Consider the following 20301-nt stretch of genomic DNA (forward strand, 5'->3'; position numbering starts at 1 on the left):
AGAAACAATCAATCGAGGGAACTCTTCAAGAATAATTAACTGAAGCAAATGTAAAGCATTACCATTCGCGACTTTGAATTTCCCACCCTCTCGGATGCGTTTTTAAATGCCTGCCCCCTTGCGTCTCACACCCGTCACACTTGGGCTTTCTGCTGTCCTGTCTGCCGGTTTCGCTTGCGCTGCACCTACCACATTACCCGCCACGGCCATCAGCGCTGAAGCTGAGGCGGATGATCCGCGTGTACAAGAAACCAACACCGCAACCCGCACCAACACGCCGGTGCGCTACGTTCCCCAAGCCATCGATTCGATCAAAACCACGAACGTGGTCGATTACGGCACCAACGATCTGGGTACTGCGTTGAGTGGCATTCCCAACGTCAGCAGCAGCGCCGACACCCGCTTCGACAGCCTGCGTATCCGCGGCTTCGACGCCAGCAACGATTTCTACCTCGACGGCATCCGTGACGACAGCCAGTACGTTCGCGATTTGCACAACATAGAACGCATCGACGTGCTCAAGGGCCCGGCTGCGGTGTTGTATGGCCGTGGCAGCCAGGGCGGCATCGTCAATCGGGTGAGCAAGTTGCCGGAGTTCGGTCGCCGTTCGACAATCGAAGCCCAGGGTGGCAGCGACGATCTGCGCAGCCTGTATGCCGACCTCAGTACCGATCCCTCCGAGAACATCAGCCTGCGTCTGAACATGGGCAACATGGACCAGAACAGCTTCCGCGATGGCGTGAGCGGCAATCGCCAATTGTTCGCGCCGTCGATGAGCTGGCAACTGACCCCTGACCTGAACTGGTTGGTGCAGTACGAATACAGCCGTTACAGCCGTACGCCGGATCGCGGCATCCCCGGGGTAAACGGACGACCGGCGGACGTGGGGCGCGATACGACCTACGGTAGCGAGCACGATTTCATCGACGACAAGTCGCAATCCCTGCGCTCGAAACTCACTTATGAGCTCAGCGACAACTGGCAACTGCGTCAGACTCTGGGCGTGTTCAAGCTCAACAGCGACTTCGACAACACCTACCTGACCGGCTACACCCCGGCAACCAACCAGGTCACGCGTCAGCACTGGCAACAGGACCTGACCACCCGCAACATCTACAACAATGTTGAGCTGGAAGGCGGTTTCGATACCTTCAGCCTGGAACATCGCCTGCTGACCGGGATCGAAATCGGCAGCCAACGGCGCGATCCGACCTTGTACACCGCCGCCACTTCCGGGCCGGGCAGCTCCCCCGTACCGTCGCTGGACCTCAATAGTCCAAACCGCGACTTGCGCCACACCGGGCGCATGCAGGTCAGCAGCAGCTCCCACACCGAAGTCGAAAGCCGTGCGGTGTATGTGCAGGATCAACTGCAACTGAACGATCAATGGCAACTGCTCGCCGGTTTGCGTTACGACACCTTCGACATCGAGTCGACCAACAAGCTGCGGGATATTTCCGAAGACCGTGACAGCCATAGCACCAGTCCACGTGTAGGTCTGGTCTGGACGCCACTGCAGAATCATTCCTTCTACGCCTCCTGGTCGAAGACGTTTTCACCGGTCGGCGGTGGCTTGATCGGTATTACCCCGGGTGCGGCCGGTAACACCAATGACCTGAGCCCCGAGCTGACCAAGCAGAAAGAAATCGGCGTGAAGAGTGACTGGCTGGACGATCGCCTGAGCACCACGCTGGCGATCTACGAACTGGAACTCTACAACCGCCGCACCAGCGATCCGAACAACCCCACCGTCACCTTGCTCACCGGCCAGCAACGTTCCCGCGGGATCGAGTTGACCGCCAGCGGCAAGATCACCGGCAACTGGTACGTGCGCGGCGGTGTGGGCGTACAGGACGCAACGGTCGAAAAGGACAACAACGGCTTTGAAGGCAAGCGCATCAGTAACGTGGCCAAGCACAACGGCAGCCTGTTCCTGACCTGGAAACCGGAAATGGGCTGGTACGCCGAGACCGGTTTGACCCTGGTGGGTGATCGTTATGCCGATAACCTCAACACTACCGTGTTGCCAGGATATGGCCGTTGGGACGCCCTGGCCGGGTTCCGGCAGAAGGATTGGAATTTGCGTGCGGCGTTGAACAACATCAGTGACAAAACCTACTACTCGTCGGCCACCAGTGCGGCGCAGATCCAGCCGGGTGAACCACGGAGCGTGGTAGTAACTGGAACTTACAGTTTCTAAGCACACCACCAAAACCTGTGTGCGAGCCTGCTCGCGAAGAGGCCATCACATTCAACATCGATATTGACTGTCCGTCCGTCTTCGCGAGCAGGCTCGCTCCCACAGGTGATCTCCATTGATCGTCCATAAAAAAAGCGCTGCCATCCTGGCAGCGCTTTTGTTGATCAATCCGTTGTTTTTCTTCTTATCCTTCCATCACATCCCACAACGCATCCAGCTCCGCTTCGCTGAATAAACCAGCGGGGTAGCGCTCGATCATCGTCCGGCGCGGATCAGTCTCGCTGATCTGACGCGTTCCATTGGACTTGAACCAGTGCGCCAGGATCTGGAGCGATTCGCCATTGACTGCCAGGGGATGCAACGCCCGCTCGCTCACAACATTCACTTCGGCGTTCATTTCAGCGCTCTCTCCTGGTTTGTGAGCGGCTAACTTATCCAAGGTTTATGACAGAACGACTAAGTTCTCCCCCTCCCTGTTTTGCAGCCTGAGCAATACAAGAGCTATGCCAACCTGCCTGAACTGTCGACCAGCGGATACAAAAAAGCCCGCAGTCCTGTTGGGCTGCGGGCTCTGTGCGAGCAAATCAGTGAAAACGTTTGCCTGAATGATTTCGCAATCAACTCAAGCTGTTACGAGCTCACTCACTCTTTGTGCGGCGCTGGTTGCTGTTGGGTAAGGCAGTGAATATTTCCGCCGCCCAGTAACAGTTCGCGACCGGGCACCATCACCACTTCGTGCTGCGGGAACAGCGCCTGCAAGATCTCCTTGGCGGGACCATCCAGCGGGTCATCGAAGCTCGGGGCGATGATACCGCCGTTGACGATCAGGAAGTTCACGTAGGAACCGGCCAGGCGCACCGACGGGTTACGCTCCTGGGTGCCATCTACCGGATCGACACCGGCGCACTCTTCCTCGGTCGCGTACAGCGGCCCCGGAATGGGCATCTTGTGCACCGTGAACGGGCGCCCCTTGGCGTCGGTGCTGCCTTGCAGCACTTTCATTGCCGCCTGGCAGCGCGGGTAGTTCGGGTCCTGCGGGTCGTCGGTCCACGCCAGCAGCACTTCACCCGGACGCACGTAGCAGCAGAAGTTATCCACATGGCCGTCGGTTTCGTCGTTGAACAAACCGTCCGGCAGCCAGATGACTTTATCCACAGCCAGATTGTCCTTCAGCACCGCTTCGATTTCCGCACGGTTCAGGTGCGGATTGCGATTGCGGTTGAGCAGGCATTCTTCGGTGGTGATCAGCGTGCCTTCGCCATCGACGTGGATCGAACCGCCTTCGAGCACAAAGCCCTCGGTACGGTAGCGCGGGCTGCGTTCGATCTCGAGTATCTTGCCACCCACTTGCGAGTCGCGGTTCCACGGCGAGTACAGGCCACCGTCGAAGCCGCCCCAGGAATTGAAGTCCCAGTTCACGCCACGGACTTCGCCGCTGTTATTGATGACGAACGTCGGGCCGGTGTCCCGCACCCAGGCGTCATCACTGGACATCTCCACCACGCGGATGTTCGGTACGTCCAGGCGGGCACGGGCGTTTTCGTACTGGCCGGCGGACACTGCCACGGTAACCGGTTCGAAACGGGCAATGGCCTTGGCCACCGCCACATGCGCGGCTTGCGCCGGTTTGCCGCCCAGGCGCCAGTTGTCCGGACGCTCGGGCCAGATCATCCAGGTCTGGGTCTGGGGTGCCCATTCGGCCGGCATGTAAAAGCCGTCGGCGCGAGGGGTGCTATTCAAAGTGGTCATGTCGATCAGGACTCCAGGGTACCGTCGAGGGTTTTCAGCGCGCCGTACAGGTTCGGACGACGGTCGCGGAACGAGCCCCACGCGCTGCGGATGTGTTCCAGTTGGTCGAGGTCGAAGGTGTGAACCAGGATGCCTTCTTCGGTTTCGTTGAGTTCCTGCACCTTCTCGCCGAACTGGTTGGCGATGAACGACGAACCATAAAAGGTAATGTCGTAGCCGTCTTGTTCTTCGTTGCCGATGCGGTTACTGGCGATCAGCGGCATCAGGTTAGCGCCGGCGTGGCCTTGTTGCACGCGTTGCCAGTGATCACGGGACGAAATGGTCTTGTCGTGCGGCTCGCTGCCGATGGCGGTCGGGTAGAACAGGATTTCCGCGCCTTGCAGCGCCATGCTGCGTGCGGCTTCCGGGAACCACTGGTCCCAGCAGATACCCACGCCGATTTTCGCGTAGCGGGTATTCCATACCTTGAAGCCGGTATCGCCCGGGTTGAAGTAGTACTTCTCGTGGTAGCCAGGGCCGTCCGGGATGTGGCTTTTCCGATAAATCCCGAGATTGCTGCCGTCGGCGTCGATGATCGCAATGCTGTTGAAACGTGCACGGCCCGCCAGTTCGTAGAAGCTGATCGGCAGCACCACTTGCAGTTCTTTTGCGACTTTCTGGAAGTGCTTGATAGCGACGTTGTTTTCTACCGTCGTGGCCAGTTGCAGGTAATCCGGGTTCGGCTTCTGGCAGAAGTACGGCGCCTCGAACAACTCCTGGATCAGGATGATCTGCGCGCCTTTGGCGGCGGCTTCACGGACCAGTCTTTCAGCGACCTCGATATTGCCTTCGAGGTCCCAGGAACAGGCCATCTGGGTGGCGGCAACGGTAACGATACGGCTCATGGATCATCTCCGGGCAAGTGCTTGACGGTCGGGCATGGATCATCCACGCCCTGGCATTGGCGACTTTATAGCCGATATATATCGGCTTTTGAAGCAGTCAACTTGCCTTTCGTCTTAAAATACGCACAAAAACCCGATAACAATCGAATTAACACCCCCAACCTCTGTGGGAGCGAGCCTGCTCGCGAAAGCGGTGTATCAGTCAACATCAATGCCGACTAATCGACCGCCTTCACGAGCAGACTCGCTCCCACAAGGGGCGTCTGTTTACAGGTCTTCCGCAAGCACCTTCGACAGCATGTCCACGAAGAAATCCACGCTCCGACGCGACGTCACCATCGGCGGCTTGATCTTGAGCACGTTCAGGTAATCGCCCGTCGGTTGCATGAAGATGCCCAGGTCCCGCAGGCGATTGCACAGTGCCGTGGTTTCCTCGGTGGCCGGCTCCAGGGTTTCACGGTTGCGGATCAACTCCACCCCCAGATAGAAACCGGAACCATGCACCGCACCCACCAGCGGATGGACATCGATCAGTGCTTCAAGGCGCTCCTTGAAATACCCACCCACGACCTGGGCGTTTTCCCAGAGATTTTCTTCTTCCATCACATCCAGCACCGCCATGCCGACCTGGCAGCTGACCGGGCTACCGCCAGCCGACGAGAAGAAATAACCCTCGGCTTCCAGCGCTTCGGCGATTTCCCGGCGAGTGATCACCGCGCCCAATGGCTGGCCATTGCCCATGCCCTTGGCCATGGTGATGATGTCCGGCACCACACCCTGCTCTTCAAAGCCCCAGAAAAAATGGCCCATGCGACCGTAGCCCACCTGCACTTCGTCGGCGATGCACACGCCACCCTGGGCGCGCACCTTGGCATAGACCTCTTTCAGATAACCCGGTGGCAGCGAGATACCGCCGGCATTGCCGTACACCGGCTCGCAGATGAACCCTGCCAGCTGGCGTTTCTGTTCGGCAATTTTCGCCAGGTTGTGCTCGACGCTGCGCACATAGTCCGGCGCACTGTCCGGGCCACGGAATTCGCCTCGATAGGTGTTCGGCGCGGTGACGGGATGCACCCAGTCCGGGCGGCTTTCCAACGCCCTGGGGTTGTCGGCAATCGAGGTCGATACCGCATCGGCGCCCACGGTCCAGCCGTGATAGGCCTCGAGCACGCTGATGATGTCGCGCCCGCCGCTGTAGGCCCAAGCCAGCCGGATCGCCAGGTCGTTGGCCTCGCTACCGCTGTTGACCAGGAACACACGGTCCATCGAGTCCGGCGCCAGCTTCAGCAAGCGCTCGGAAAATTCGGCCACGGCAGCGTAGTTGAACCGTGAGTTGGTGTTGAGCAACGACCACTGCCGGCTGGCGACCGCGGCCATGCGCGGATGACCGTGGCCGAGCACCGCGACGTTGTTGAGCATGTCGAGGTACGAGCGGCCTTGCATGTCGATCAGATGGTTGCGCCAGCCCCGCTCGATGCGCGGCGGATCGACGTAATAGTGTTTTTGCGTGCGGGCGAAACTGGCGTCGCGACGGGCCAGCAACGTCGTCGAATCGAGTTCCTGTTCAGCATCGCAAGCCAAACCCAGCAGCGCCGCTGGCGAGGGGCACAACGCTTGCCAGGCTGGCGCGCGGGTCGGTGTGCAAAACAACGGCGCGGTGAACGACCTGCCCCGGCACAGTTGCACGATCAGCGGTCCGCCGACCGAGCCCAGCACCTGGCCTTTGACCAGTGCGGCGCCGACATGCAGCGATGGCATCACGCCCCAGAGACGCACGCTCAGTTGCGGGCCATCCAGTTGCAGCACACCCGGCAACGGCTGATGCAGCACCCCGGCAAACGGTGCCTCGACCGTCGTGCCAAGGGGCACACGCAATTCGACGTGCAACGGGCAGGTGTCTGGCTCGGCCGCGCTGTCCGGGCGGGTTTGGGACAAACGGTATTGCCCGTAACGGCTGGCGGCCAGACCGTGAACCACGGCGGCTTCGTCCAGCAGCCGCTGATCGATACCCTCCTGTTCCCAGTTACCTGCCTCGAAGTGCGGGCTGAGCACACCGAGGTCGATCAAGGCAAATTCGCGCCCCACCAGGCTCGGCAGCAACGGTGCAAAACCGTCGCTGGAAATGTCCGGCAGGTGCTGGCCGACCGATTCCAGAATCGCGGCCTCCATCAACGCCAACGGCACCGAGGTCGCTACGCGGAAAATCTCCCACTCGTGGGTCAGGTTGTCACGGCTATACGCGTTGCCCGGATCGATACTGACCTGCTGTTCACCGCTGAGCACCAACACCGCCGCACGGGCGACGATCAGCGGCCACAGCGCCAGCAGTTCTTCGCGCTGCAAGGGATTGACCGTGTGATACGCCTGCACCGCCGGCAAAATGCAGAATGGATCGCCATCGGCGTGGTGCAGCAAGGCCGCGCACGTCACCGACAGATCGGTGATACGCCAGGTACGGACCAGGTCGCCGAAATCGATCACGCCTTGCAACTGCCATTGGCGCTCTGAATCGCGCTGCCACACCACGTTATCGTCGGTGATGTCCATGTGGATGGCCTGGATCGGCAACTTGTCTTCCAAGGGCTGCAAGTGACGCTCGGCTTGCTCCGCCGCTTCAGCGATCAGTTTGCGCTGGGTGTCATCCTGGATGACCGGCAGCAGATGCGCGATCAGTGCCTGGGCATGGCGCGCGTCCCACTGCAGCGTGCGCACCAGCCCCGGGTGGTCGAATGCCTCCAGCGCGAGGTCCATTTCGCCACACAAGCGACCGAAACCGGCCACCACTGTGCGGTTGAAATGATCCAGGTGCGTCAGGGACTGGCCTTCGATGTAATCCAGCAGGCGCACGTGCACCGCCTGACCGCCGACGTCCAGGGACAGCAGGTCCGCACCGTTTTTCGCGGGAATCACTCGCGGCACATGCACCTGCGGGTGTTCGCTCAAGTGCTTGAGCCCGGCATGTTGGGCCTGCAACTCCAGCGCCGAATAATCGCCCCGGCAGATTTTCAGGACGAAACGGCCCTGATCGCTGTCGACGCGATAATTCAGATCCTGTTGGCTGCCCAAGGCCTGCAAACTGCCGCCAAGCCCGTAATGCTCCTGCAACAGCTCAAGCGCTTGCTCCGCAGAGACTTGCGGGCTGGGCAAACTGGCGCGATGAATCAACGTGGCGAGCGGCATGGAACGGACCTCTTCTATGAAGGTGTTAAATTTATTAGGCGCCTATATCGCCACTGCGCGAGTCGATACGCAACCCCCCGTTCACTCGCCTGATGAACAACCGGGGCGTATCAACGGTTCGCAGACTGCGCCCACAAGCCTAGGCATAATGTGCCCGTACCCACAGGCGCTCGATGCTCATGACTCCGACCCTCCCCCGCAGACCCCGCTGGCGCAGCCTGGCCCTGCTCGCCCTGTGCCTGGCACCGTTGCTGTGGCCGCTGGAGCATCTGGCCGAGCGCTATTACCGCAGCGAACTGGCCGGGCAGAACCGTCAGACCCTCGACCTTTATGTCGCCAACCTGCTGGGGACCCTGCATCGCTATGAAGTGTTGCCGCAGATCCTCGGCGACCTCCCGGCCCTGCGCGCCGTGCTTGGCGCGCCGGACGATGGCGTGACCCAGGGCAATGCCAATCGCCTGCTGAAAAACATCAGCACCCAGACCGGCGCCGAAGTCATTTACCTGATGGACACCACGGGCAAGACGCTGGCGGCGTCCAACTGGGACAAGCACGACAGTTTTGTCGGACGCAATTTTTCGTTCAGGCCGTATTTCAGCGAAGCCATGGCCGGACGGCTGGGGCGGTTTTTCGGACTCGGCACCACATCCGCCAAACGTGGTTACTTCTTCGCCGCTGCCGTGCGTGACGGCGAAAAAGTCAAAGGCGTGCTGGTGGTCAAAGTCGACCTGGACCACACCGAAAGCCTCTGGGGCAAAACCCCTGAACAACTGCTGCTGACCGATCACAACGGCGTGGTCATCCTGACCTCGCGACCTGAATGGCGCTTTCGCTCGACCCGCCCCCTAAGTGAAGAAGAGGGCCGGGCTATCAGCGCGATCCAGCCCTATCCAACCCGCGAACCGAAGCCGTTGAAGCTCAATCCCAATGCCTGGCTAACCCAGACCCAGCAGATCGCGGAAACCGGCTGGAACGTCAGCATCCTGGCCCCACGCACCCTGATCGATCGCCCGGTGCGCACCGTGGTCGCCATCGGTGGTGCGACGCTATTGGTGGTAATGCTGTTGCTCGGTCTGATGATGCAGCGCCGCCGCCACTACCTGGAACGGATCGCCTTCGAAGCCAAGGCCCGGCGCGAGCTGGAAGGCCGGGTCGCCGAGCGCACCAGCGACCTGGAAGGCCTCAACCGTCGCCTCAAACAGGAAGTGCTGGAGCGCGAGCAGGCCCAGCAAGAGCTGGTGCGCGCCCAGGATGATCTGGTGCAGGCCGGCAAACTGTCGGCGCTGGGGACGATGTCGGCGAGCATCAGCCACGAACTCAACCAGCCACTGGCCGCCATCCGCAGCTACGCGGAAAACGCGGAGGTGTTGCTCGACCACCAGCGCACCGACGATGCCCGCGGCAATCTGAAGTTGATCAGTGAACTGACCGGGCGCATGGCCTCGATCATCGCCCATTTGCGGGCCTTTGCCCGGCGCGATCGCCATGCGCCCGAAAGCGTTGCCCTGCAACCGGCGCTGGACGACGCCCTGGCCTTGCTGGCCAAGCGGCGGCGCAGCATGGACGTCGAACTGATCCGCGATTTGCCCGCCGCCACCTTGTGGGTCGAGGCCGGGGAAACCCGACTGCGCCAGGTGCTCGGCAACCTGCTGGCCAACGCCCTGGACGCCCTGACCGAAAAAGGCCCGCCGCGTAAACTCTGGCTGAGTGCCCAGGCCAGCGCCGATGGCGTCAACCTGTACATTCGCGACAACGGCCCCGGCTTCTGCATGGAGGCCCTTGGCCGCGCCAGCGAGCCTTTCTACACCACCAAGACCCGCACTCAAGGGCTTGGCTTGGGGTTGGCCATCTGCGAGACCCTGATGCGCGCCTTCGGCGGTGAACTGTCGTTCGCCAACCACAAGGAGGGTGGCGCCCTGATTACCCTGAAACTGCGCGCAGGCGCACCGGGCGTGAGCCTGCAACCGTCCGAGGACCGAAGTGCATGACCATCGACAATCGCATCCAGGTTGTGTTGATCGACGACGATCCCCACTTGCGTCAGGCCCTGGGGCAGACCCTCGATCTGGCTGGCCTGAAAATTCTGCCGTTGGCCGAGGCCAAGGGCCTCGCCGCGCAACTGGAACGTGATTGGCCAGGGGTGGTGGTCAGCGACATTCGCATGCCCGGCATGGACGGTCTCGAACTTCTGACGGAACTCCACGCTCAAGACCCGGATCTGCCGGTGTTGCTGATCACCGGTCACGGCGACGTGCCGTTGGCGGTGCAAGCCATGCGCGCGGGCGCTTATGACTTTCTGGAAAAACCCTTCGCCAGCGATGCCCTGCTCGACAGCGTCCGTCGCGCCCTGGCCTTGCGCCGATTGGTATTGGATAACCGCAGCCTGCGCCTGGCCCTGAGTGATCGCAATGAGTTGAGCGCCCGTCTGGTCGGGCAATCGCCATCAATGCTGCGCCTGCGCGAACAAATCGGTGCCTTGGCGGCGACCAAGGCCGATGTGTTGATTCTCGGTGAAACCGGCGCCGGCAAAGAAGTGGTGGCGCGGGCGCTGCATGATTTGTCGAGCCGCCGCAACGGTCCGTTCGTGGCGATCAACGCCGGGGCGCTGGCCGAGTCGGTGGTCGAGAGCGAGCTGTTCGGTCATGAGCCGGGCGCCTTCACGGGCGCGCAGAAGCGACGCATCGGCAAGTTCGAATTCGCCAACGGCGGCACGCTGTTCCTCGATGAAATCGAAAGCATGAGCCTGGACGTGCAAGTGAAGCTGCTGCGTTTGCTGCAAGAGCGGGTGGTTGAACGCCTGGGCGGCAATCAGTTGATCCCGCTGGACATCCGCATCATTGCCGCGACCAAGGAAGACCTGCGCCAGGCTGCTGATCAGGGGCGTTTCCGCGCCGACTTGTACTACCGGCTGAACGTCGCGCCACTGCGCATTCCACCGTTGCGTGAACGAGGCGAAGATGCGCTGGTGCTGTTCCAGCATTTTGCCGATGAGGCCAGTGCCCGCCACGGCTTGCCACCCCATGAATTGCAACCGGGCCAACGTGCCCTGCTGCTGCGCCACACCTGGCCCGGCAACGTGCGCGAACTGCAAAACGCCGCCGAACGCTTTGCCCTCGGCCTGGAACTGGCGCTGGACAACAGTGAGGCGCAAAGTGCCGCCGGCATCGGGGTGGACATGGTCAGCGGCGGACTGAGCGAGCAAGTGGAAAACTTCGAAAAAACCCTGATTGCCGCCGAACTGGCACGCTCCCACAGCTCGGTGCGCAGCGTCGCCGAAGCCCTTGGCATTCCACGCAAGACCTTGCACGACAAATTGCGCAAACATGGCCTGAGCTTCGCCGACAGCGGTGCCACCAGCCACACTGACGAACTCGATTAAGCTAACGTCAACCATCCACCACACAAGAGGCCGCTGAATGAGCCGCGACAGTCGTCAACTGGAATCCGTCCTCCACCACGACATTCCCCTCACCCGGGACATGGGCCTCAAAGTGCTCGACTGGCACGATCATCAACTGCGCCTGCATATGCCGCTGGAGGCCAACGTCAACCACAAGAGCACCATGTTCGGCGGCAGCCTTTATTGCGGCGCGGTGCTGGCCGGTTGGGGCTGGCTGTATTTGCGCCTGAAAGAAGAAGGCATTACGGACGGGCACATCGTGATTCAGGAAGGGCAGATCCACTATCCGCTGCCGGTGACGGGCGATGCACACGCCATTTGCCAGGCACCGAGCGCACAGGTGTGGAAGAAATTCCTGGCCATGTACCAGCGTTACGGCCGTGCTCGCCTGAGCCTGCCTACGCGGGTGGTGAATGCAGGCAGCGATGAGGATGCGGTGAAGTTTATCGGGCAGTACGTCCTCCACCGCTAAACATCAGAACCTACACGAAACCTGTGGCGAGGGAGCTTGCTCCCTCGCCACAAAATGATGCAGGGCTCAGGAACGCGCCAGCTCCAGAAGTTTTTCGCGCCAAGCCGCCTTCGCCGGCAATGCCAGGAAAAACTCATTCAACAGCGACTCCCGCGCCGGATAACTGAATGGCGCACCGCTCAGATCCAGCACCTCACCGCCCGCCCCTTCCAGCACACCCTGCGCCGCCGCCGTGTCCCACTGTGAAGTCGGCGCCAGGCGCGGATAACAATCGGCCGCGCCTTCGGCCAGCAGGCAAAACTTCAGCGAACTGCCGATATTCGCCAGTTCCAGCTCGCCCAGGCTGGCGCTCAATCCGGCCAATAGACGTTCCTGTTCCGGGCTGGAATGGCGGCGACTGGCGACCACCGTAAACGCTGCACCCGTCGGCGGCACCTCGCGAACCTGAATCGGCAGCGGCTCGGCGCCCTTGTCGCCACGCCACGCGCCCAACCCGCAACCCCCTACATAAAAACGCCCGTTGGTCGGCATCGAAACGACGCCAAATACCACGCGTCCCTGCTCGATAAGCGCGATGTTGACGGTGAACTCTTCGCTGCCGGAGATGAATTCCTTGGTGCCGTCCAGCGGGTCAACCAGCCACCAACGCTGCCACCCGGCGCGTACGCCCTGAGGAATGTTGGCGTCTTCTTCGGACAGCACCGGGATACTCGGGTCCAGCGCTGTCAGCCCGGCCAGAATCAGGTGATGGGCGGCCAGGTCGGCGGCGGTGACAGGCGAGTCGTCAGCCTTGGCGGTGACGGCGGTACCCGTGCGCCAGAACGGTAAAATCGCTTCACCCGCCTTTAAGGCCAGCTCGACCACCGGGGTCATCAAGGGGTGCGGAAAATTCATGGCAGAAACACCCCGCGCTGGGTCAGCAGATCGCGGGCCAGATACAACGCCGCCAAGGCACGGCCTTCGGTGAATTGCGGGTTTTGCGCCAGCGCCGACAGCTCGCGCAGGTTGACCTTGCCCTGACCCATCGGCTCCGGCTCGTCACCCTCCAGGCGCTCTTCGTACAGATCGGTGGCCAGCACCACCTGGATTTTCTGGCTCATGTAGCCGGGGGACAACGACAGTTCCGTCAAGTGTTCAAGCTGCCGTGCGCCAAACCCGGCCTCTTCCTTGAGCTCACGCTCCGCCGCTGCCAGCACGTCTTCGCCGGGCTCGATCAGGCCTTTGGGCAGCGACAGTTCGTATTCATCGGTTCCGCCGCAATATTCCTCGACCAGCACCGCATGATCCGCATCGAGCATCGCCACGATCATCACCGCGCCATACCCGGCGCCTTTGCCGACCAACCGCTCATAGGTGCGCTCCACGCCATTGGAAAAACGCAATTTCAGCTCCTCCACGCAGAATAAACGGCTGGTGGCGACGATCTCGCGGGCGAGGATGGTGGGTTTCTGGCGCATGAAAGAGGCTCCTGGGCGTTAGCGGGTTACTATACCCGGCCTATCCTGAATGTTTACCTCGGATACCTTTTTTACCGCTGGAGAAGTTTTTTATGTCCCCGCTGCCCTGGCACGACATCGACACCGTTCTGCTGGACATGGACGGCACGCTGTTGGATCTGCACTTCGACAACCATTTCTGGCTGGAGCACTTGCCCCAGCGCTATGCCGAACTGCATGGGGTCAGCCGGGTCATGGCCGAGCTGGAGTTGAAGCCGTTGTTCGAGCGCCACGCCGGGCAGTTGCAGTGGTACTGCCTGGATTTCTGGAGTGCCGAACTGAATCTGCCCGTGCGTGAACTGAAACTGGAAACCGCCCACCTGATCGCCCTGCGTCCGGACGCAGATACCTTTCTGGCGGCGATCAAGCGAGCCGGTAAACGCGTGGTGCTGATCACCAACGCTCACCGTGATTCATTGTCGTTGAAGCTGGAAAAAGTCGAACTGGCGCCCTACTTCGAGCGCTTGATCAGCTCCCACGACTACGGTTTCCCCAAGGAAAACCCGCAATTCTGGGACGCATTGCACGCCGACATCGACTTCAACCCGGCGCGTAGCCTGTTTATCGATGACACCTTGCCGATCCTGCGCAGTGCACGGAATTTTGGCGTGGCGCACCTGTTGGCCGTGAGCGAACCGGACAGCCGGCAGGGGCCGAAGGACACGGCGGAGTTTGCGGCGGTGAGGGATTATCGGGATTTGATTGCCGGGCTATGAGACCGAGGCGCCTGCATCGCGGGCAAGCCGCGCTCCCACAGGATCTGTGCCGTCTTCGCGAACGACATTGACCCTGTGGGAGCGTGGCTTGCCCGCGAAGGCCATCACACGGTTTGGAGTCTTATTCAGGAATGCGCAACGACTGCCCCGGATAAATCTTGTTCACATCCTTGAGCATCGGTTTGTTGGCCTCGAAGATTTTGTTGTACAGATTGGCATTGCCATACACACGCAGGGAAATGGCGCTGAGGGTGTCGCCCTTCTCAACGACGACAAATTTCGCGGCCACGACCACCGGGCCGGTCACGGTGATTTGATCATCCACGCTACCAACCCCGGCAATGTTGCCCACGGCCAGCAGGATCTTTTCTTTTTCTTCCTGGCTTGCCACTTCACCCGTCACGGTGACTTTGTCGCCATCGACCGTCGCCTGCACATTCGGATTACCCAGGCCGACCTTGCTGATGTGTTCCTTCAACTGTTCGCTGGCATTCGCGTTTCCCGGCGTCAGCAAATCCAGCAGTTTTTCGCCTGCTTCTTTCACAAAGCTCAAAAGACTCATGGTGCATTCTCCTTGGGTTTCAGGTTCCAGACGCAAAAGCCTAGACCACGGAGGCCTAACGCGGCTCGAACCCGACCAATGACGCCGCTTCCCTCCGAACGATAGAATCCGCACATTTCCGCACCCTGGAGCGAAGATGGACATCAAGCAGCTGAAATTCCTCATCGCTCTCGATGAAACCCGGCATTTCGGCCAGGCCGCCGCGCGCTGCCACATTACCCAGCCGACCCTGTCCATGCGCCTGCGTAACCTCGAAGAAGAACTCGATCTGCCGCTGGTCAATCGTGGACAACGCTTCGAGGGCTTCACCGCGCCGGGGGAACGGGTACTGGCCTGGGCCCGCACCGTGCTGGCAGCCTATGACGGCTTGTACGCCGAGGCGGCGGCCTGTCGCGGCAATCTGGTCGGCACCTTGCGCTTGGGCGTGGTGCCGCTGTCGAGCTTCGACCCACTGCCGCTGTTGCAGCGCCTGCACGCAGAGCACCCCAACCTGCGCTTCGAATTGTCGGCGCTGAGCTCGGAGCAGATCCTTGAACAATTGGCGAACAATCGCCTGGATCTCGGCGTGTCGTACCTCGAACGTCTGGATGCCGAACGCTTCGACTCACTCACCTTCAACGAAACCCGCATGGGCCTGCTTTACGATCAGCGCTTCTTCACCTTTGGCGACGCGCCGCTGAGTTGGGAATCGTTGATCGAGCTGCCGCTGGGCATGCTCACCAGCGGCATGCATTTCCGCCAATCCATCGACCATAACTTTCACAGCCGTGGCCTCACCCCAGAGCCGTTGTTGCAGACCGATGCGGTGCATCAACTTCTACAAGCCGTGCACGGCGGCTTGTGCTGCGCCGTGATGCCACTGGAGGGTGGTCTGGAAAGCCTGACTGATCATTTGCGCCTGCAGCCGATCGAAAACGCCCAGACCCTTGGCCGGCTGGGGCTGATCATGCGTCGCAGCGCGCCACGTTCGGCGCTGGCAGAGGCGTGCTTCGCGATTTTTCAACAATCGTTGGCGGGCAATTGATCGACGGCATCTATCGGTAGATCAGTATTAGCGATTAGACGCGACAAGTTGACGCGCCTAGTCTTAAAGCTGATCAATCCGTCGGTGATGCCATGAACGCCAAGCGCCCTGCCTGCGAGGCGCCTGCCCTCGAAACGCCTGCGCCTGCTGCCAGCCAGACCTACAGCTACAGCAACCTTGAATGCTCCGAATCGGACAGCACTGCGCTGGCCGAGGAAGTGGCGTTGGCGATTGCCTATAACGGCATCAGCCAGGCAGTCATGCTGATCACACCCACGGACCTGGAAGACTTTATCGTCGGATTCAGCCTGGGCAGCGGCATTATCCAGGACGCCACTGATATCTATGACCTGCAACTCAGCGGTTCGGGGTCGGCGCAATATGCGCAAGTGACCATCGCCAACCGTGCGTTCTGGAACCTCAAGCAGCAGCGTCGGCAACTGGCTGGCACCAGCGGTTGCGGGCTCTGCGGCGTGGAAGCGGTCGAGCAAGCGTTGCCGGACCTCAAGGTGTTGCCCGGGGCGCCACTGCCGCCTGCCGAGTGGCTCGACGGCCTGCGCCAGCGTATCGGCGCGTTCCAGCCGCTGGGCCAGTACAGCGGCGCGGTGCACGCGGCGGTGTTCATGAACGACAAAGGTGAGTTGTTGCTGGGTCGTGAAGACATCGGCCGGCACAACGCCCTCGATAAGCTGATCGGCGGACTGATCCGTCGCAACATCCCGACCACTGGCGGACTGGTGATCGTCACCAGCCGTTGCAGCCTCGAACTGATCCAGAAAGTCTTACGCGCCGGCATCCAGACCCTTGTCAGCCTGTCGTCGCCCACGGGCCTTGCCGTGCAATGGGCCCGTCGTCACAACCTCAATCTCATCCATCTGCCACAAAAGAATGCGCCGCGGGTCTACAGCCCGGCTTTGGAGAATCAAGCGTGAGTCAACATCGTCAAGCCGACCAGACACCCGTCCCCCGCTACAAGCCCTACAAAGGCGCAGCCGGTGGCTGGGGCGCCCTGATCAGTGTCGCCCACGCCTGGTTGACCAGTGACAACGCGCTGAAGAACCTGCGCATGATGCTCAAGACCAACAAGAACGGCGGCTTCGACTGCCCGGGTTGCGCCTGGGGCGATTCGCTGGAAGGCGGCATGGTGGCGTTCTGCGAGAACGGCGCCAAAGCGGTGAACTGGGAAGCGACCAAACGGCGTGTCGATGCGGCATTCTTTGCCAGACATAGCGTCACCTCCTTGCTGGAACAGAGCGACTACTGGCTCGAATATCAGGGCCGGATCACCGAGCCCATGAGCTATGACGCCGAAACCGATCGCTACAAGCCGATCAGCTGGGACGCAGCATTCTCTTTGATCGCCAAACATTTGCAGGGTCTGTCGAGCCCGGATCAGGCCGAGTTCTACACCTCGGGACGGGCCAGCAACGAAGCGGCGTTCCTCTATCAATTGTTCGTGCGCGCCTATGGCACCAACAACTTCCCCGACTGCTCGAACATGTGCCACGAGGCCAGCGGTGTTGCGTTGTCGCAGAGTGTTGGGGTTGGCAAAGGCACCGTGACCTTCGATGACTTCGAACACGCCGATGCGATTTTCGTCTGGGGCCAGAACCCCGGCACCAACCACCCACGGATGCTCGAGCCGCTGCGTGAAGCCGTCAAACGCGGCGCGCAAGTGGTGTGCATCAACCCGCTCAAAGAACGTGGCCTGGAACGTTTCCAGCACCCGCAGCACCCGATCGAAATGCTCACCAACGGCGACAAGCCAACCAACACCGCCTACTTCCGTCCTGCACTGGGGGGTGACATGGCGGTGATGCGCGGCATGGCCAAGTTCCTGCTGCAATGGGAGCGTGACGCGCAGAAGGCAGGCGCCCCGGCGGTGTTCGATCACGCCTTCCTTAACGAACACAGTGTCAACGTGCTCGACTATCTGGCCGTGATCGACCAGACCTCGTGGGAGCAGATCGTCGAGCAATCGGGCCTGACCCTGGTCGAGATCGAGCAAGCGGCAAGCATGTACGCCAAGAGCAAGAACGTCATCATGTGCTGGGCCATGGGCATCACCCAGCATCGCCACTCGGTGGCGACCATCCAGGAAATCGCCAACCTGCAACTGCTGCGCGGCAACATCGGCCGGCCGGGCGCGGGCCTGTGCCCGGTACGTGGTCACAGTAACGTGCAGGGCGACCGAACCATGGGCATCAACGAACGTCCGCCGGTGGCGTTCCTCGATGCGCTGGAGCGTCGCTTCCAGTTCAAGGTCCCCCGTGAAAACGGTCACAACGTGGTCGAGGCGATCCACGCCATGGCCGAAGGTCGGGCAAAAGTGTTCATCGCCCTCGGCGGCAACTTCGCCCAAGCCACCCCTGATAGCCCACGAACCTTCCAGGCCCTGAGCAATTGCGACCTGACAGTGCAGATCAGCACCAAGCTCAACCGCAGCCATCTGGCCCACGGTAAGGACGCCCTGATCCTGCCATGCCTGGGCCGGACCGATATCGACCGGCAAACCGAAGGCCCTCAAGCGGTGACCGTCGAAGACTCGTTCAGCATGGTCCACGCCTCCAACGGCCAGTTGGAGCCGCTGTCGAACCAGATGCGCTCGGAGCCTGCGATTCTTGCCGGTATCGCCGCAGCCACCCTGGGCAGCCACCCGGTCGACTGGAACTGGCTGGTGGCCGACTACCGCCGCATCCGCGACCTGATTGCCGACACCATTCCCGGCTTCAAGGACTTCAACCAAAAGCTCAAGAACCCGGGCGGTTTTTACCTGGGCAACAGTGCCGGCGCTCGCCAGTGGAACACCGCGTCAGGCCGGGCCAATTTCCGCCCGAACTCACTGCCCAAGGACCTGGTGCACGAACGCACTCGCGCCACCGGTGTGCTGCCGGATCTGATCATGCAATCGATGCGCTCCCACGATCAGTACAACACCACCATCTATGGTCTCAACGATCGTTATCGTGGGGTGAAAGGTCAGCGTGATGTGATATTCGTCAATGAAGCCGACATCATTCGCCTGGGCTTCAAGCCGGGGCAGAAGGCTGACATCGTGTCGATCTGGGACGATGGCGTCGAGCGTCGGGTGAAAGGCTTCACACTGCTGGCGTTTGATATCCCGGCCGGGCAAGCAGCCGCGTACTATCCGGAAGTGAATCCGCTGATACCCCTGGAAAGCACCGGGGATGGCAGCCATACACCGACCTCGAAGTTCGTGGCGATCCGACTGGAAGCGGCGAGTGAGAGTGGGTTGATCCTCGCTAAATCGGCTTAACGCGGCATCCGGTTTGGCCTCTTCGCGAGCAGGCTCGCTCCCACATTAGTTCTTCAGTGAACACAGTATTTGTGTTCGACTAAGATCCACTGTGGGGGCGAGCCTGCTCGCGATGGCGTCGGACGAAACACCTCAGGTAGTGGCACTGTCAAAGCATTTTCAAACGCCCACAAAAAAGGCCGTTTTTTCACAAAAACGGCCAATCCGAAGTAGCTAAAGACCGGCGAAAAACACTTAAGTTCCGCCCAAAAAACAGCAACTTATAGAAATGTGCTCAAGTCGTGTTACTCGTCGGATTTCGATTGTCACGCCCATCCCAGAGCCTCAGGATCGCGCCGTCATCCCCTTGAGGTTCCCCCATGAAGTTCTCCTCGATTCTCTTGTTGTCCCTTGGCCTGGTCAGTGGCATGGCGTCCGCTGGCGGCAACACCGAAGCAGGTGTGGGCGGCGCATTGGGCGGGGTTTTAGGCTCAGTCGTCGGCCAGTCACTTGGCGGCAATACCGGTTCAACCATCGGCGCAGCCCTGGGTGGTGCGGGTGGTAGCGCAGTCGGCGCAAACAAACACAGCCGTGGCGAAGCCGCCATTGGTGGTGCACTAGGCGCAGCAGGCGGTAACGTGGTCGGCCGCAGCATGGGCGGCACCACCGGCAGCCTGATCGGCTCCGCGGCAGGCGGCGGCGCCGGTGGCGCGCTGGGTAACTACATGGGCACCAAGGCCGATGATGAAGACGACAATGATGGTCGTCGTGGGGACCGTCGCTACTACCGTGACGACTATCGTCATGACCGTGGTCACCACTATGGCCACCACAAGCACCACAAATACTGGCGCCACCGCGACTAACCATAACGGTGTCGCGCGCAGGTAAAAAATCGCAGCCCTCGGGCTGCGATTTTTTTTGCCCGGTCTAAACCACCAAACGTTCCAAAGCCCCACGCAACCCGCTCGGAATCGCCACCGGCTGATTCGACGCACGGTCAACAAACACATGCACGAAACGCCCCGCTGCACAGGCCTCGTCTTCGCCCTGCTTGAACACCGCCAATTCATACTGCACTGAGCTGTTGCCCAGCTTGCCCACCCGCAGCCCGATTTCGATCCGATCCGGGAACGCGATGGAAGCGAAGTAATCGCACGCCGAACTCACCACGAACCCCACCACCTCACCATCATGGATATCCAGGCCGCCGACTTCGATCAGGTAGGTGTTCACTGCCGTGTCGAAAAAGCTGTAGTAGGTAACGTTGTTGACGTGACCGTAGGCGTCGTTGTCATGCCAACGGGTGGTGATGGGTTGGAAATGCGGGTAGTCGGTGCGTAGGGGCATCGGGTTGGACAT

17 protein-coding genes are annotated in these 20301 nt (G+C 60.9%); 9 read left to right on the forward strand and 8 right to left on the reverse strand.

Annotation, left to right across the window (positions count from 1 at the left end; translation table 11 throughout):
• The first annotated feature begins 106 nt into the window (after positions 1 to 106).
• A complete protein-coding gene (locus BJ917_RS17635) occupies positions 107 to 2200 on the forward strand; it encodes a TonB-dependent siderophore receptor (protein ID WP_121103949.1) in 2094 nt (697 codons plus the stop codon).
• Positions 2201 to 2384: 184 nt separating this feature from the next.
• Here BJ917_RS17635 and BJ917_RS17645 read toward each other — a convergent pair whose 3' ends face one another.
• From BJ917_RS17645 to BJ917_RS17660, 4 genes are all read right to left on the reverse strand, one after another.
• Positions 2385 to 2597, reverse strand: coding sequence for a hypothetical protein (locus tag BJ917_RS17645; protein ID WP_096513893.1), 213 nt, complete (start codon positions 2595 to 2597; stop codon positions 2385 to 2387).
• A gap of 245 nt (positions 2598 to 2842) precedes the next feature.
• Positions 2843 to 3949, reverse strand: a complete 1107-nt coding sequence (gene aguA / locus BJ917_RS17650) for an agmatine deiminase (RefSeq protein WP_121103951.1) — start codon at positions 3947 to 3949, stop codon at positions 2843 to 2845.
• A 5-nt stretch (positions 3950 to 3954) separates the two neighbouring features.
• Positions 3955 to 4833 (reverse strand): N-carbamoylputrescine amidase, encoded by an 879-nt coding sequence (aguB, locus tag BJ917_RS17655; protein WP_096513895.1) that lies wholly within the window; start codon positions 4831 to 4833, stop codon positions 3955 to 3957.
• A gap of 267 nt (positions 4834 to 5100) precedes the next feature.
• On the reverse strand, positions 5101 to 8013 hold the full coding sequence (locus BJ917_RS17660) for an aminotransferase (protein ID WP_121103952.1): 2913 nt from the start codon (positions 8011 to 8013) through the stop codon (positions 5101 to 5103).
• A 179-nt stretch (positions 8014 to 8192) separates the two neighbouring features.
• Between BJ917_RS17660 and BJ917_RS17665 the strand changes: the two genes are divergently transcribed.
• The 3 genes from BJ917_RS17665 to BJ917_RS17675 are packed head-to-tail and all read left to right on the forward strand — an operon-like array spanning position 8193 to position 11885.
• A complete protein-coding gene (locus BJ917_RS17665) occupies positions 8193 to 10001 on the forward strand; it encodes an ATP-binding protein (RefSeq protein ID WP_121103953.1) in 1809 nt (602 codons plus the stop codon).
• A complete protein-coding gene (locus BJ917_RS17670) occupies positions 9998 to 11392 on the forward strand; it encodes a sigma-54 dependent transcriptional regulator (RefSeq protein WP_121103954.1) in 1395 nt (464 codons plus the stop codon). The genes BJ917_RS17665 and BJ917_RS17670 overlap by 4 nt, the downstream gene beginning before the upstream one ends.
• Before the next feature lie 37 nt (positions 11393 to 11429).
• Positions 11430 to 11885, forward strand: a complete 456-nt coding sequence (locus tag BJ917_RS17675) for a thioesterase domain-containing protein (protein ID WP_096513899.1) — start codon at positions 11430 to 11432, stop codon at positions 11883 to 11885.
• Between the two features lie 66 nt (positions 11886 to 11951).
• On the opposite strand, the gene cysQ is transcribed toward BJ917_RS17675, so the two are convergent.
• On the reverse strand, positions 11952 to 12779 hold the full coding sequence (gene cysQ, locus BJ917_RS17680) for a 3'(2'),5'-bisphosphate nucleotidase CysQ (protein ID WP_121103955.1): 828 nt from the start codon (positions 12777 to 12779) through the stop codon (positions 11952 to 11954).
• Positions 12776 to 13342, reverse strand: coding sequence for an ADP compounds hydrolase NudE (gene nudE / locus BJ917_RS17685; protein ID WP_096513901.1), 567 nt, complete (start codon positions 13340 to 13342; stop codon positions 12776 to 12778). Before nudE ends, cysQ begins: the two co-directional genes overlap by 4 nt.
• Positions 13343 to 13434: 92 nt before the next feature.
• On the opposite strand from nudE, the gene yrfG reads away from it, so the two are divergent.
• Positions 13435 to 14097 (forward strand): GMP/IMP nucleotidase, encoded by a 663-nt coding sequence (gene yrfG / locus BJ917_RS17690; protein ID WP_121103956.1) that lies wholly within the window; start codon positions 13435 to 13437, stop codon positions 14095 to 14097.
• Positions 14098 to 14218: 121 nt separating this feature from the next.
• Here the strand turns inward: yrfG and lysM are convergent, their stop codons facing one another.
• Positions 14219 to 14659, reverse strand: coding sequence for a peptidoglycan-binding protein LysM (gene lysM / locus BJ917_RS17695; RefSeq protein ID WP_121103957.1), 441 nt, complete (start codon positions 14657 to 14659; stop codon positions 14219 to 14221).
• 136 nt (positions 14660 to 14795) lie between these two features.
• Between lysM and BJ917_RS17700 the strand changes: the two genes are divergently transcribed.
• The 4 genes from BJ917_RS17700 to BJ917_RS17715 all read left to right on the forward strand — a co-directional run bounded on the left by BJ917_RS17700 (position 14796) and on the right by BJ917_RS17715 (position 19805).
• A complete protein-coding gene (locus BJ917_RS17700; protein WP_096513904.1) occupies positions 14796 to 15683 on the forward strand; it encodes a LysR family transcriptional regulator in 888 nt (295 codons plus the stop codon).
• Between the two features lie 92 nt (positions 15684 to 15775).
• Entirely contained in the window at positions 15776 to 16615 is an 840-nt protein-coding gene (fdhD, locus tag BJ917_RS17705) for a formate dehydrogenase accessory sulfurtransferase FdhD (RefSeq protein ID WP_096513905.1), read from the forward strand.
• Positions 16612 to 18960 carry an FdhF/YdeP family oxidoreductase gene (locus BJ917_RS17710; RefSeq protein ID WP_121103958.1) on the forward strand — a complete coding sequence of 783 codons (2349 nt, stop codon included), beginning with the start codon at positions 16612 to 16614 and terminating at the stop codon, positions 18958 to 18960. The genes fdhD and BJ917_RS17710 overlap by 4 nt, the downstream gene beginning before the upstream one ends.
• A gap of 359 nt (positions 18961 to 19319) precedes the next feature.
• Positions 19320 to 19805, forward strand: coding sequence for a glycine zipper domain-containing protein (locus BJ917_RS17715; protein WP_096513907.1), 486 nt, complete (start codon positions 19320 to 19322; stop codon positions 19803 to 19805).
• Between the two features lie 64 nt (positions 19806 to 19869).
• Here BJ917_RS17715 and BJ917_RS17720 read toward each other — a convergent pair whose 3' ends face one another.
• A complete protein-coding gene (locus tag BJ917_RS17720; RefSeq protein WP_372237726.1) occupies positions 19870 to 20301 on the reverse strand; it encodes an acyl-CoA thioesterase in 432 nt (143 codons plus the stop codon).

Source organism: Pseudomonas sp. WPR_5_2 (assembly GCF_003634475.1).
Classification (GTDB): domain Bacteria; phylum Pseudomonadota; class Gammaproteobacteria; order Pseudomonadales; family Pseudomonadaceae; genus Aquipseudomonas; species Aquipseudomonas izuensis.

What these genes read in the sequence shown, in the direction of transcription:
- BJ917_RS17665 (WP_121103953.1), top strand. Translation starts at nt 8,193, where the DNA reads ATGACTCCGACCCTCCCCCGCAGACCCCGCTGGCGCAGCCTGGCCCTG.
- BJ917_RS17660 (WP_121103952.1), bottom strand. Translation starts at nt 8,013, where the DNA reads ATGCCGCTCGCCACGTTGATTCATCGCGCCAGTTTGCCCAGCCCGCAA.
- aguB (WP_096513895.1), bottom strand. Translation starts at nt 4,833, where the DNA reads ATGAGCCGTATCGTTACCGTTGCCGCCACCCAGATGGCCTGTTCCTGG.
- BJ917_RS17675 (WP_096513899.1), top strand. Translation starts at nt 11,430, where the DNA reads ATGAGCCGCGACAGTCGTCAACTGGAATCCGTCCTCCACCACGACATT.
- yrfG (WP_121103956.1), top strand. Translation starts at nt 13,435, where the DNA reads ATGTCCCCGCTGCCCTGGCACGACATCGACACCGTTCTGCTGGACATG.
- BJ917_RS17645 (WP_096513893.1), bottom strand. Translation starts at nt 2,597, where the DNA reads ATGAACGCCGAAGTGAATGTTGTGAGCGAGCGGGCGTTGCATCCCCTG.
- cysQ (WP_121103955.1), bottom strand. Translation starts at nt 12,779, where the DNA reads ATGAATTTTCCGCACCCCTTGATGACCCCGGTGGTCGAGCTGGCCTTA.
- BJ917_RS17635 (WP_121103949.1), top strand. Translation starts at nt 107, where the DNA reads ATGCCTGCCCCCTTGCGTCTCACACCCGTCACACTTGGGCTTTCTGCT.
- BJ917_RS17670 (WP_121103954.1), top strand. Translation starts at nt 9,998, where the DNA reads ATGACCATCGACAATCGCATCCAGGTTGTGTTGATCGACGACGATCCC.
- nudE (WP_096513901.1), bottom strand. Translation starts at nt 13,342, where the DNA reads ATGCGCCAGAAACCCACCATCCTCGCCCGCGAGATCGTCGCCACCAGC.
- aguA (WP_121103951.1), bottom strand. Translation starts at nt 3,949, where the DNA reads ATGACCACTTTGAATAGCACCCCTCGCGCCGACGGCTTTTACATGCCG.
- BJ917_RS17715 (WP_096513907.1), top strand. Translation starts at nt 19,320, where the DNA reads ATGAAGTTCTCCTCGATTCTCTTGTTGTCCCTTGGCCTGGTCAGTGGC.
- lysM (WP_121103957.1), bottom strand. Translation starts at nt 14,659, where the DNA reads ATGAGTCTTTTGAGCTTTGTGAAAGAAGCAGGCGAAAAACTGCTGGAT.
- BJ917_RS17720 (WP_372237726.1), bottom strand. Translation starts at nt 20,301, where the DNA reads ATGTCCAACCCGATGCCCCTACGCACCGACTACCCGCATTTCCAACCC.
- fdhD (WP_096513905.1), top strand. Translation starts at nt 15,776, where the DNA reads ATGAACGCCAAGCGCCCTGCCTGCGAGGCGCCTGCCCTCGAAACGCCT.
- BJ917_RS17700 (WP_096513904.1), top strand. Translation starts at nt 14,796, where the DNA reads ATGGACATCAAGCAGCTGAAATTCCTCATCGCTCTCGATGAAACCCGG.